At 62.4% G+C, this 12,779-nt stretch carries 13 protein-coding genes; 9 read left to right on the top strand and 4 right to left on the bottom strand.

The window, feature by feature from the left end:
* The gene (locus ACGYK4_RS13735; RefSeq protein ID WP_394457006.1) at positions 1–1,332 is read left to right on the top strand and encodes an NAD(P)-dependent oxidoreductase; all 1,332 of its coding nucleotides are present in this window, start codon (positions 1–3) and stop codon (positions 1,330–1,332) included.
* Between the two features lie 25 nt (positions 1,333–1,357).
* Positions 1,358–2,671 carry an NAD-dependent dihydropyrimidine dehydrogenase subunit PreA gene (gene preA, locus ACGYK4_RS13730; RefSeq protein ID WP_394457004.1) on the top strand — a complete coding sequence of 438 codons (1,314 nt, stop codon included), beginning with the start codon at positions 1,358–1,360 and terminating at the stop codon, positions 2,669–2,671.
* A gap of 24 nt (positions 2,672–2,695) precedes the next feature.
* Here the strand turns inward: preA and ACGYK4_RS13725 are convergent, their stop codons facing one another.
* Positions 2,696–2,911, bottom strand: coding sequence for a hypothetical protein (locus ACGYK4_RS13725; RefSeq protein ID WP_394457003.1), 216 nt, complete (start codon positions 2,909–2,911; stop codon positions 2,696–2,698).
* Positions 2,912–3,009: 98 nt separating this feature from the next.
* Entirely contained in the window at positions 3,010–3,648 is a 639-nt protein-coding gene (locus tag ACGYK4_RS13720; protein WP_394457002.1) for a TetR family transcriptional regulator C-terminal domain-containing protein, read from the bottom strand.
* A 156-nt stretch (positions 3,649–3,804) separates the two neighbouring features.
* Between ACGYK4_RS13720 and ACGYK4_RS13715 the strand changes: the two genes are divergently transcribed.
* The 6 genes from ACGYK4_RS13715 (at position 3,805) to ACGYK4_RS13690 (ending at position 10,155) form a co-directional block, all read left to right on the top strand.
* On the top strand, positions 3,805–5,055 hold the full coding sequence (locus ACGYK4_RS13715) for a Zn-dependent hydrolase (protein ID WP_394457000.1): 1,251 nt from the start codon (positions 3,805–3,807) through the stop codon (positions 5,053–5,055).
* Positions 5,056–5,127: 72 nt separating this feature from the next.
* On the top strand, positions 5,128–6,588 hold the full coding sequence (gene hydA / locus ACGYK4_RS13710; protein WP_271692325.1) for a dihydropyrimidinase: 1,461 nt from the start codon (positions 5,128–5,130) through the stop codon (positions 6,586–6,588).
* Between the two features lie 74 nt (positions 6,589–6,662).
* Positions 6,663–7,448 (top strand): ABC transporter ATP-binding protein, encoded by a 786-nt coding sequence (locus ACGYK4_RS13705; protein WP_394456998.1) that lies wholly within the window; start codon positions 6,663–6,665, stop codon positions 7,446–7,448.
* Entirely contained in the window at positions 7,448–8,308 is an 861-nt protein-coding gene (locus tag ACGYK4_RS13700; protein WP_394456997.1) for an ABC transporter permease, read from the top strand. Before ACGYK4_RS13705 ends, ACGYK4_RS13700 begins: the two co-directional genes overlap by 1 nt.
* Entirely contained in the window at positions 8,308–9,147 is an 840-nt protein-coding gene (locus ACGYK4_RS13695) for an ABC transporter permease (protein ID WP_394457074.1), read from the top strand. The genes ACGYK4_RS13700 and ACGYK4_RS13695 overlap by 1 nt, the downstream gene beginning before the upstream one ends.
* A gap of 27 nt (positions 9,148–9,174) precedes the next feature.
* Positions 9,175–10,155 carry an ABC transporter substrate-binding protein gene (locus ACGYK4_RS13690; protein WP_394412519.1) on the top strand — a complete coding sequence of 327 codons (981 nt, stop codon included), beginning with the start codon at positions 9,175–9,177 and terminating at the stop codon, positions 10,153–10,155.
* Positions 10,156–10,398: 243 nt separating this feature from the next.
* On the opposite strand, the gene ACGYK4_RS13685 is transcribed toward ACGYK4_RS13690, so the two are convergent.
* Together ACGYK4_RS13685 and ACGYK4_RS13680 are read right to left on the bottom strand one after the other, a co-directional pair.
* Positions 10,399–10,950, bottom strand: coding sequence for a L,D-transpeptidase (locus tag ACGYK4_RS13685; RefSeq protein WP_067265327.1), 552 nt, complete (start codon positions 10,948–10,950; stop codon positions 10,399–10,401).
* Positions 10,951–11,091: 141 nt separating this feature from the next.
* Complete coding sequence (locus ACGYK4_RS13680; RefSeq protein WP_067265226.1) at positions 11,092–11,298, bottom strand: cold-shock protein; 207 nt, start codon at positions 11,296–11,298, stop codon at positions 11,092–11,094.
* A gap of 375 nt (positions 11,299–11,673) precedes the next feature.
* On the opposite strand from ACGYK4_RS13680, the gene ACGYK4_RS13675 reads away from it, so the two are divergent.
* Positions 11,674–12,651 carry a PleD family two-component system response regulator gene (locus tag ACGYK4_RS13675; protein WP_394431983.1) on the top strand — a complete coding sequence of 326 codons (978 nt, stop codon included), beginning with the start codon at positions 11,674–11,676 and terminating at the stop codon, positions 12,649–12,651.
* Positions 12,652–12,779: the final 128 nt, after the last annotated feature.

The following is a 12,779-nucleotide window of genomic DNA, read 5'->3' as shown; positions in this document are numbered from 1 at the left end:
ATGGCACGAGATGTGTTTGAGCCGGGGATCGTTCCGGGGCGGTTAGAACCGCAGAGCTATGCCGAGGGGTTTTCGGATCTTCATCCGCCCTTGGACGAACATGAGGCACTGGTCGCGGCGGACCGCTGTTACTTTTGCCACGACGCGCCCTGCATGACGGCCTGCCCGACCGATATCGACATTCCGCTGTTCATTCGGCAGATCGCCACGGGCACGCCCGATGCGGCGGCCAAGACGATACTGAGCCAGAACATCCTCGGCGGCATGTGCGCCCGGGTCTGCCCGACAGAGACGCTCTGCGAAGAGGTCTGCGTGCGCGAGGTGGCCGAGGGCAAGCCGGTGTTGATCGGCCAGTTGCAGCGCTATGCGACGGATCATTTGATGGCGCAGGGCGTGCATCCGTTTGAACGGGCCGCAGCCACGGGCAAGCGTATCGCAGTGGTGGGCGCGGGGCCTGCGGGTCTGTCCTGCGCGCACCGTCTGGCGATGCTGGGCCATGATGTCGAGATCATCGACGCGCGGCCCAAGCCCGGCGGGCTGAACGAATATGGCATTGCGGCCTATAAGACCCCGAACGGCTTCGCGCAGGCCGAGGTGGATTGGCTGATGCAGATCGGCGGGATCACCTTCCGGCACGAGGTTGCCGTGGGCCGGGATGTCACTCTCGATGAACTGAAGGCCGATTACGACGCGGTTTTCCTCGCGATGGGGCTGGTCGGCGTGAATGCCCTCGGGGCCGAGGGCGAGGATAAGGCCGGGGTTGCCAATGCGGTCGATTTCATCGCCGAACTGCGGCAGGCCAGCGATATTTCCGGCGTGCCGATTGGCCGCGATGTGGTGGTGATCGGCGGCGGGATGACGGCAGTGGACGCGGCGGTGCAGGCGAAGCTGCTTGGCGCGTTGAATGTGACGCTGGTCTATCGCCGCGGGCGCGACCGGATGAATGCAAGCGTGTTCGAGCAAGACCTCGCTGCCTCCAAGGGGGTGCGGATCGTGACCCATGCGGTGCCGATTGCCGTACATGGCAACGGGTCGGTGCGCGAGATCGAGTTTGAATATGTCGATGAGGCGATGAAAGGCACCGGCCAAACCCTGCGCCTGCAAGCGGATCAGGTGTTCAAGGCCATCGGTCAGACGCTGTTGGGCGAGGGGCTGCCCGACCTCGACGGGCGCAAGATCAAGGTCGATGGCACCGGGCGCACCAGCCTCGACGGGGTTTGGGCCGGGGGCGACTGCGCCAGCGGCGGCGATGACCTGACGGTGACCGCCGTGGCCGAGGGCCGTGATGCGGCGATGGACATTCACACCACATTGATGGGGGCGGCGGGCTGAGGCCGCGCCGAGAGGGAGACATAACATGGCTGATCTGAGAAGCGACTTCATCGGGATCAAATCCCCCAACCCGTTCTGGCTGGCCTCCGCCCCGCCGACGGACAAGGAATACAATGTGCGCCGCGCCTATGAGGCGGGCTGGGGCGGGGTGGTCTGGAAGACTCTCGGCTCCGAAGGGCCGCCGGTGGTCAACGTCAATGGCCCACGCTACGGCGCGATCTGGGGCGCGGATCGGCGGCTGCTGGGCCTCAACAACATTGAGTTGATCACCGACCGCCCGCTGGAAGTGAACCTGCGCGAGATGAAGGCGGTGAAACGCGACTACCCCGACCGCGCGCTCATCGCCTCGATCATGGTCCCTTGTGAGGAGGAGGCGTGGAAAGCCATTCTGCCGCATGTGGAGGAGACCGGCGCCGACGGGATCGAGCTGAACTTCGGCTGCCCGCATGGCATGGCCGAGCGCGGCATGGGTTCTGCCGTGGGGCAGGTGCCGGAATATATCGAAATGGTCACCCGCTGGTGCAAGATGTACACCCGCATGCCGGTGATCGTGAAGCTGACGCCGAACATCACCAACGTGATCTACCCTGCCGAGGCCGCCAAGCGCGGTGGTGCGGATGCGGTGAGCCTGATCAACACGATCAATTCGATCACCTCGGTCGATCTGGACCTCTTCGCGCCTGAGCCCACGATCGACGGCAAGGGCACCCACGGCGGCTATTGCGGCCCGGCGGTCAAGCCCATCGCGCTCAACATGGTGGCCGAGATCGCCCGCAACCCCGAGACCCACGGTCTGCCAATCAGCGGCATCGGCGGCGTCACCACATGGCGCGACGCGGCGGAGTTCCTCGCCCTTGGCGCGGGCAATGTGCAGGTCTGTACGGCGGCGATGACCTATGGCTTCAAGGTTGTGCAAGAGATGATCTCGGGCCTGTCGGAATATATGGACGACAAGGGGCTGACCTCGGTCGACCAACTGGTGGGGCGCGCGGTGCCGAACGTGACCGACTGGAACCAGTTGAACCTGAACTACGTCGCCAAGGCGAAGATCGATCAGGACCTGTGCATCTCCTGTGGGCGTTGCTTTGCGGCTTGCGAGGACACCAGCCACCAAGCCATCGCCATGTCCGAAGACCGCACTTTCACCGTGATCGAAGAGGAATGCGTCGCCTGCAATCTCTGCGTCAACGTCTGCCCGGTCGAAGACTGCATCTCAATGGAGGAATTGGCGGCGGGCACCACCGACCTGCGCACGGGCAAGACGGTGACGCCGGACTATGCCAATTGGACCACGCACCCCAATAACCCCTCCGTCCACGCGGTCGAACCGGCAGAGTAAGACAAGACCCACCGCGCCCCGGGTTCAGGATTTTCTGCGGGGCGGGGTGGTGGTATCGGCCGTGGGCGGCGGGGCCATCTGCGCTACATCACGCCGCGCCGCAATCAGCGCCATGGCCGCATCCCTTGCCATCTCTTCGCGGGTGACCCGCGGCGCGTCCGTGGCTTCACGAGACCCTTTCCGATTTGCACCTTTCGCATCCCGCGCAGCCCCTGCGCGGTTCAAATCGCCTACATTCATCACTGCCCCTTTGTGTCGTAAGGAGCCCACACCCGCAGGCAAACTGGGGTTTATGTGTTAACCGGGCATTAAGCGCGAGCCGGTTCTCGGGGCTATGGTTAACCGTTTGGCGCTGGCGCGGGCTGGTCCAAAAGCGCGCCGAACATCGCCCGAAGATGGGCCTGCGCGCGGGGCCGGGGATCGGTCTCGGGACCGAGCAGGATTTGCGCCTGCGCCTCGAAATCCGCGTAGTGCTGGGTCGTCGCCCAGATCGAGAAGATCAGGTGCTGCGGGTCCAGCGCGGGCAGTTTGCCAGCCGCCACCCAGCCCGCGATCACGGCGCATTTCTCATCAAACAGGGGTTTGAGATGGCTGTGCAATTCCGGCTCGATCCGCGGGGCGCCTTGCAGGATTTCATTGGCGAAAAGACGGCTTTCGCGCGGCAATTCGCGCGACATGGTCAGCTTGCGTTCGACATAGTCCAAAATCTCGCGCCGGGGGTCGCCTTCGGGGTCCAGTTCCACCAGCGGGTCGAGCCATGTTTCCATCAGCTGCGACAGCAAAGTGACGTGAATGTCTTCTTTGCCATTGAAGTAATAGAGAATATTCGGTTTGCTCAGCCCAGCCTCGGCGGCGATCTGATCCAGCGTGGCACCCCGGTAACCGTGTTTGGAAAAGACTTCGAGCGCGGCATCCAGAATCACCCGGCGGTTGCGTCGTTGGATGCGGCTGGGTTTCTTGGCGGTGCTTTCGGGCAAGGCAATGATCCTTGGTGCTGCTAAAAAAGGCGTTTGCCGGATCGGCGGCGGGTTGTTTCAAACCAGTTCTTGACAGAGCCTAACCTAATCGCAATCGTGGATTTACCAAATGGTAAAAAAACAACACGGCCCAAGCCGATGACAGAGGAGTGACCTATGCCCGCGCCCGGAGAGAACCTCAAGATTGATCCCGACCGTCTTTGGGATTCCTTGATGGAAATGGCTAAGATCGGCCCCGGCGTGGCGGGGGGCAACAACCGCCAGACGCTGACGGACGAAGACGCCGAAGGCCGTGCCTTGTTCCAAAAGTGGTGTGAAGCGGCGGGCTGCACCATGGGGCTCGACCAGATGGGCAATATGTTCGCCCAGCGGGAGGGCACCGACCCCGATGCGCTGCCGGTCTATGTAGGCAGCCACCTCGACACCCAGCCGACGGGCGGGAAATACGATGGCATCCTTGGCGTGCTCGGCGGGTTGGAGATCATCCGCACGATGAACGATCTGGGGATCAAGACCAAACACCCGATCGTCGTGACCAACTTCACCAACGAAGAAGGCACCCGTTACGCCCCCGCGATGCTGTCGTCGGGGGTTTTTGCTGGCATCCACACGCAAGACTGGGCTTACGCGCGCACCGATGCTGAGGGCAAGAGCTTTGGCGACGAATTGCAGCGCATCGGCTGGCGCGGCGAGGAGGAAGTCGGCGCGCGCAAGATGCATGCCTTCTTTGAGTTGCACATCGAACAGGGCCCGATTCTGGAGGCCGAGGGCAAGGATATTGGCGTTGTCACCCACGGGCAGGGCCTGAGCTGGACGCAGGTGACGATCACCGGCAAGGACAGCCACACCGGCTCCACCCCCATGCCGATGCGCCGCGATGCGGGGCTGGGCATGGCGCGGGTGTTGGAGAAGGTGAACGAGATCGCGCTCAGCCACGCGCCCCATGCGGTCGGCGCGGCGGGCCATATCGAGGTCTATCCCAACTCGCGCAATGTGATCCCCGGCAAGACGGTCTTTACCGTCGATTTCCGGTCGCCCGAACTGTCGGTCATCGAGGATATGGAGGCCCGTCTGCGCGAAGAGGGCCAAAAGATCGCCGACGATATGGATGTGCAGATCGAATTTGAAAAGGTCGGCGGCTTTGATCCCGTGGCCTTTGACGAGGGCTGCGTGACGGCTGTGCGTAACGCCGCCGAACGGTTGGGCTACAGCCATATGAACCTGATCTCTGGCGCGGGCCATGATGCCTGCTGGATCAACCGCGTGGCCCCCACGGCGATGGTGATGTGCCCCTGTGTCGATGGTCTGAGCCATAACGAGGCAGAGGAGATCACCAAGGATTGGGCCAAGGCGGGGGCGGATGTGCTGCTCCATGCGGTGCTGGAGACAGCGGAAATAGAGGGCTGAACACTCGGGCGGAGGTCGGGGGTGCTGCCCCGGCCCCCCGATGTGAACAGCCAGAAAGATGGGGAGTGAAAGATGAGCAAGGTAATCAAGGGTGGCATGGTCTGCACGGCGGATCGGACGTGGAAGGCCGACGTGCTGATCGAGGGAGAGAAGATCAAGCGCATCGGCGAGGACCTTACGGGTGACGAATACATCGACGCGGAAGGCGCCTATGTGATCCCCGGCGGGATCGATCCGCATACGCATTTGGAGATGCCCTTCATGGGCACCACGGCGGCCGAGACCTTCGAGTCCGGCACATGGGCCGCGGCGGTGGGCGGCACCACGATGGTGGTCGACTTCTGCCTGCCCGGCGCCGATGGCAGCATCAAGAACGCGATCAACGAATGGCACCGCAAGTCGGCACCGCAGATCTGCTCGGACATCGGCTATCACATGGCCGTCACCGGCTGGGACGAGACCGTCTTCAACGAGATGAAAGACGCGGTCGACATGGGGGTGAATAGCTTCAAGCACTTCATGGCCTACAAGGGGGCCTTGATGATCGAGGACGACGAGATGTTCGCCTCCTTCAAGCGCTGCGCAGAACTGGGCGCGCTGCCGATGGTTCATGCCGAGAACGGCGATCTGGTGGCCGAGTTGCAGCAGAAGTATTTCGATCAGGGTATCACCGGGCCGGAGGGCCACGCCTATTCCCGCCCGCCTGAGCTTGAGGGCGAGGCCGCGAACCGCGCCATCACCATCGCCGATACGGCGGGGGTGCCGCTCTATATCGTGCATGTGTCTTGCGAGCAGACCCACGAGGCGATCCGGCGTGCGCGGCAGAAGGGGATGCGGGTTTATGGTGAGCCGCTGATCCAGTTCCTAACGCTGGACGAGTCTGAGTATTTCAACACCGATTGGGACCATGCCGCGCGCCGCGTCATGTCGCCGCCGTTCCGCTCGAAAGACCATCAGGACAGCCTCTGGGCCGGTTTGCAATCGGGCAGCCTGCAGGTGGTGGCGACCGACCATGCGGCCTTCAGCACTGAGCAGAAACGTGCGGGCCGCGATGATTTCCGCATCATCCCCAACGGCTCGAACGGGCTGGAGGAACGTCTGGCCGTGCTCTGGACCGAAGGGGTCGAGACGGGGCGGCTCACGCCCAATGAATTCGTCGCCGCGACATCGACGAATATTGCCAAGATCCTCAACATCTATCCCCAAAAGGGTGCCATCGTCGAAGGGGCGGATGCCGATATCGTGGTCTGGGACCCGAAGATCACCAAGACGATCAGCCCCGCGAACCACCATTCGGTGCTGGATTACAACGTCTTCGAGGGCTTCGAGGTCAAGGCGCAGAGCCGCTATACCCTGAGCCGTGGCGAGGTGATCTGGGCCTGGGGTCAGAACAGCCAGCCGCAGCCCGGTCGTGGCCGTTTCGTGCCGCGCCCGGCCTTCCCGAGCGCCAACGTGGCCCTCAGCAAGTGGAAGGAACTGAACAGCCCCAAGATGATCAAGCGCGATCCGCTGAACATTCCGGCGGGGATCTGAGCCATGTAGAGCCGCCACGACAACCGGGTAAAGTGCCGCGCTAAAAGCGGCCGACCAACAGGGAAGTAAAATACGTGAATGACAGCCAGAGCGTGATCAGCGCCAGCAATCTTGACCTGACCTTTCAAACCAATGACGGGCCGGTCCACGCGTTGAAAGACGTGAACCTCGAGATCCACAAAGGGGATTTCGTCAGTTTCATCGGCCCCTCGGGCTGCGGCAAGACGACCTTTCTGAGGGTCATGGCCGACCTCGAGCAGCCCACGGGCGGCAGCGTGACCATCAACGGCGTCTCGCCCGAGGAAGCGCGTAAATCGCGGGCCTATGGCTACGTCTTTCAGGCGGCGGGGCTTTATCCGTGGCGCACCATTGGCGGCAACATCCGGCTGCCCTTGGAGATCATGGGCGTGCCCCGCGCCGAACAAGCCGAGCGGGTGCAACGGGTGCTCGACCTCGTGGAGCTTTCGGGTTTTGAGAAAAAGTTCCCTTGGCAGTTGTCGGGCGGGATGCAGCAGCGCGCTTCCATCGCGCGGGCGCTGTCCTTCGATGCCGACATTCTGCTGATGGACGAACCTTTCGGCGCGTTGGACGAGATTGTGCGCGACCACCTTAACGAGCAACTGCTGAAGCTTTGGGCGCGGACGGAAAAGACGATTGCTTTCGTTACCCATTCGATCCCCGAGGCGGTGTACCTCAGCACCAAGATCGTGGTGATGAGCCCGCGTCCCGGACGGATTGCCGACGTGATCGAAAGCCCGTTGCCGCGCGAACGCCCGCTGGAGATCCGTGAGACGCCGGAATTCCTTGAGATCGCGCACCGCGTGCGCGAGGGGCTGCGCGCCGGGCATGGGGACGATTGATGCGTAACATTATCCCCGTTCTCACGGTCGTGGGTCTGTTGATCGTCATCTGGTATGGCGCGGCTGTCGCGCTTAACGCGCAATGGGCGCGTGATGTGGCGGCACGGGCCGATAAGACGCTGACATTCTCGGAATTGGTGGCCGACACCTGGTCGCAGGAGAAACCGAAACTGCCGGCGCCGCATCAGGTCGGCGCGGAACTGTGGAAGACCACGGTGGAGAAGAAGGTCACCTCGAAACGCTCGCTGATCTATCACACATGGGTCACCTTCAGCGCGACCTTTCTGGGCTTTGTCATGGGCACCGCGCTCGGCACGCTTCTCGCCGTGGGCATCGTCTTCAACCGCACGATGGACATGAGCGTCATGCCTTGGGTGATCGCCAGCCAGACCATTCCTATCCTCGCCATCGCGCCGATGATCATCGTGGTGCTGAATGCCGTGGGCCTCTCGGGCCTGCTGCCCAAGGCGATCATCAGCATGTATCTGTCATTCTTCCCGGTCGTCGTGGGCATGGTGAAGGGGCTGCGTAGCCCCGACCAGATGCAGCTTGACCAGATGCGCACATGGAACGCGAGCGGCTGGCAGACCTTCTGGAAACTGCGGCTGCCGTCCTCGATGCCCTATTTTTTCACCTCGCTGAAAGTGGGGGTCGCAGCCTCGCTTGTCGGCGCCATCGTGGGCGAAATGCCGACCGGTGCCGTGGCAGGTCTCGGTGCGCGTTTGCTGGCGGGTAGCTACTACGGCCAGACCGTTCAGATTTGGAGTGCGCTTCTCATGGCAGCGGCACTGGCGGCGGCCATGGTGGGGCTCATCGGGCTGATCCAGCGGCTGACGCTGAAGCGGATGGGGATGGCATGATGTTTTGGGTTCTTTTTGCCATTGTCGCATGGCTCGCGGGCCTTTCGCTCAATGTCTGGCTGGCGCGGCAGCGGCCCTCGCGGGGAGCATCGCTGGCGGCACCGGTGGTCTTTGGCATCACGCTGATCGCCGTCTGGGAAGGCGTGGTGCGCGGGTTCGAGATCAACCAAGTGCTGCTGCCCGCGCCCTCAGTCATCGCGGCGCGCATGGCCACGTCGCTCGATATCCTGTGGATCGACTTCGTGCAGACAGTCATCAAGGGGGCGCTCAGCGGCTACATCATCGGCTGCGGCGCGGCCTTCCTGACGGCGCTGGCGATTGACCGCTTTCCGTTCTTGCAACGCGGCCTTTTGCCGGTGGGCAACTTCGTGGCCGCGCTGCCGATCATCGGCATGGCGCCGATCATGGTGATGTGGTTCGGCTTCGGCTGGCAGTCGAAAGCGGCGATTGTCGTGGTCATGGTGTTCTTCCCGATGCTGGTGAACACGGTGCAGGGGCTGCAAGCCAGCGACGCCATGCAGCGCGACCTGATGCGCACCTATGCGGCGGGCTATTGGCGGACGCTGCTGAAACTGCGGCTGCCTGCGGCGATGCCTTTTGTCTTCAACGGGTTGAAGATCGGCACCACCCTTGCCCTCATCGGCGCCATCGTTGCTGAATTCTTCGGCTCTCCGGTGCTGGGGATGGGCTTTCGCATCTCCACCTCGGTGGGTCAGCTTGCGCTTGATCTGGTCTGGGCCGAGATTGTGGTCGCGGCAATAGCCGGATCGGCGTTCTATGGTATCATGGCCCTTATCGAAGGACGGGTGACTTTCTGGCACCCCAGCCAAAGGAACTAGAGACGACCAACCAACAGGGAGATAAAAATGAAAACCATCACGAAGATCGCCGCCGGGGCCGCCTTGGGCCTCTGGGGGGGCGTGGCGCAGGCCGCCGACGACCTGACACTACAGCTCAAATGGGTCACACAGGCCCAGTTCGCGGGCTACTATGTGGCCAAGGACAAGGGGTTCTACGAAGAAGAGGGGCTGGATGTCACGATCAAGCCCGGCGGCCCGGACATCGCGCCGGTGCAGGTGCTCTTGGGCGGCGGGGCTGACGTGATGGTGGACTGGCTGCCCTCGGCGCTGGCCGCGCGCGAGAAGGGCGCGCCGATCGTCAACATCGCGCAGCCCTTCGCGAAATCCGGCCTGATGCTGACCTGCCTCAAGGAACATGGCATCGAAAGCCCCGAGGACTTCCCCGGCAACACGCTGGGCACATGGTTCTTCGGCAATGAGATCCCGCTGATGAGTTGGATGGGCAAGCTGGGCTATCCCACCGATGGCTCCGAGGGCGGCGTGACGATCCAGAAGATCAACTTCAACGTCGATCCCCTGCTGCAAAAGCAGGTCGAATGCGCCACCACCATGACCTACAACGAATATTGGCAGGTAATCGACGCAGGGCTGACGCCCGAGGATTTGGTGGTCTTCAAATATGAGGACGAGGGCATCTCCACGCTGGAAGACGGCCTTTATACCACCGAAGAGAACCTCGAAGACCCCGAGATGGTCGACAAACTGGCGCGTTTCGTCCGGGCCTCCATGAAAGGCTGGAAATACGCCGAGGAGAATGTCGAGGAAGCCGCCGAGATCGTGCTGGAAAACGACCAGACCGGCGCCCAGACCGAGAAGCACCAGACCCGCATGATGGGCGAGATCGCCAAGCTGACCGAGGGCAGCGACGGGCGGCTGGACGAGGCGGCCTTTGATCGCAGTGCGGCGATCACCATGGAAGGTGGCATGATCACCAAGGCGCCTGAGGGCGCTTGGACACATGACGTGACGGATAAGGCGCTTCAGTAAGCTTTCGCGTCTATGATGAGGGGAGGGGCCGGCGCTGCGCTGGCCCTTTTTCTTGGTGGGAAGGGCCAGCGCCTGCACGCGGGTCGGCGATCCGATAGGGCCTCGTGCCACTTTATGGTTCAGCCGTGATGCGCCTTCGCAAGGTCGCACCCGAACTCACTAAATCGCCTACCCGTCGGGGCGGGCAGGCGATGGCCCGGCGCCTGCGGCTTGATTCCGGGCCGGGTGTTGTCGAAAGGGGCCTTAGAGCACCGTGACCTTCGTCCCAATCGGCACCCGCTGGTACAGGTCGATCACATGCTCGTTCAGCATCCGGATGCAGCCGTTCGACACGGACCGCCCGATGGAGTTCGGCTGTGTGGTGCCGTGAATGCGGAAATAGGTGTCCCGCCCGTTCTGGAACAGGTAGAGCGCCCGCGCGCCCAAGGGGTTGCCGGGGCCGCCGGGCTGGGCGTCGGTGTTGCCGATGAAACGTTTGTAAGCCTGCGGGTCGCGTTCGATCATCTCATTGGTTGGCCGCCACGTGGGCCATTCCTTTTTCACGTCGATGGTCGCGGTGCCGGTGAACTCCAGCCCCGCTTTGCCGACGCCCACGCCATAGCGCATCGCTTGGCCCGGCGACGTCACGAAATAGAGGTAATGACTCCGCGGCAGGATCAGCAATTGGCCGGGCGCATATTGTGCCTTGACCGGGACCATCTGCGGGGCGGGGTCATAGGCGGCGGTGCGGGCCTGCGCCATCAGGGGAAGGGCGGCCGCGGCCACGGTGCTGGTCAAAAAGGTACGGCGGCGCATGGCAGGCTCCATCAAAATAATGCGTTTCGCCCGCATTTTGCCATGAGAGGCCATTTTAGCAAGGCCGGACATAAAAAAACCGACCTGCCGGTATCGGCAGGTCGGTTCGAATTCTTGCATCAGGGCCGAAGCCCCCGGGCCTTAGGCCAGCGCGAGGTTGGTCGCGGATTCACGGCCGTCACGGCCAGCTTCGATGTCGAAGGTCACTTTCTGGTTGTCGGCCAGGCCGGTCAGGCCAGCGCGCTCAACAGCGGAAATGTGCACGAAAACGTCTTTGCTGCCGCCGTCGGGTGCGATGAAGCCGAAGCCTTTAGTTGTGTTGAACCATTTTACGGTGCCAGTGGCCATATCCGTAGTCTCCATATTGATGCCATCCGCGTTGGTGCGATGGCCCGGCGTGGTTGGTCTGGATCGATAGACTGAGCGCCGTATGAGGGAGACAGTGGGTCGAAAAAGATAACGTCTGCACCGTCTATATTGCACTCGGGGGGGATTCGTTCAAGGGGCATCGCATTTTGGCGGGTTTCGGCGGGTCCGGGAGCGCAGATTTCGGCAAATTCCCGCCACGAAGTTTCGCGATCCCCATATTTTGCGGGAAACACGCCAAATTGCACCGTCCCGAGTTTGCCGCAAACCGGTCTCATTACTGCCCGGCGTAGGTGGTTTTTTGCCAGAAAGCCCCAAGTGCGCCTGCCAGCGCCCCCCCATGTGGAGTAACGAGACATGATGCGTATCCTTGCCGTAGACGATGACCCGGTCATCCTTGATCTGCTCACAGGTTGCCTGACCGAGAATGACAATTACGAGCTGACCTGCTGCGAAAGCTCGGAAGAAGCGCTGGAGATCATGCAGGAGTCGAACCGGCCCTTCGATTCCTTCCTGCTTGATATCATGATGCCGGGCATCAACGGGATCAGCCTGTGTGAGATGATCCGCGATGTGCCCTTTTACCGCGCCGTGCCGATCATCATGATCACCGCCAGCAAAGAGCCTGCGATGATGCAGCGGGCCTTTGACGCGGGTGCCACGGATTTCCTTTGCAAACCGCTGGATGGTGTCGAACTCAGCGCGCGGATCAATGCCGCCAGCATGCTCAACGCGTCTCTGCTGCGCGAACGCGAGGCGCAGCATACGCTGACCGAGTTGACGCAGATGATGCAAATCCGCTTTGACGAAGATTTCGATCTCGATGTCTCGGCCTGTAGCAACGTCTCCGCGCTTGAGAATTACCTGCTGCGCCTGCCGAGCGGCTGTTTCTCGATGAGCCTGTTTTCGATCTCGGTCGAGGGGGCGCGCGGCATCTACCGCGCGGTCAAGGCGCCGGCCTTCCGCCGCCAGATGGAGCAGGTGGCCCGCGCTTCGGTACATTCGCTGGAGGGCATGCGTTTTCATCTGGCCTATGCGGGCAGCGGGCGTTTCATTGGCGTGGTGATGAGTCGCGCGCGGTTGAACACGGCCTCTATGGCCGAGCGGATGCGCGAGCATCTGGAGAAGAACTGGGATGGCAAGGGCATGAACGGCGGGCTGCCCCCGTCCTTGCAGGTGCATTCGGTGACCGAACAGCGCCTCTGGTCGGGTCTGTCGGCCAGCAACAAACTGCGCGAATATCTGCAAAGCTGGGATCCGCTCCATGGTCTGGTGCGGCATGATGAGGACAATCTCTTTGCCCAGTTGGAAACGGCGATCGACGACGAACGCTGAGGGCAGGAGCCTTTGAAGGGATAGACCCGTCCGCATCGCGGGCGGGTTTTTGCGTTGAAGGTAAGCGGTAAGGGCGTCGCCCTCCCTGGGGGGCGAACCGCTACCGCGCTGTTTGGCAGGGCGCTGCA

The organism is Sulfitobacter sp. 1A13368, from assembly GCF_043557275.1.
GTDB lineage: Bacteria > Pseudomonadota > Alphaproteobacteria > Rhodobacterales > Rhodobacteraceae > Sulfitobacter > Sulfitobacter faviae.
This window is presented reverse-complemented; position numbering and strand designations above follow the sequence as displayed.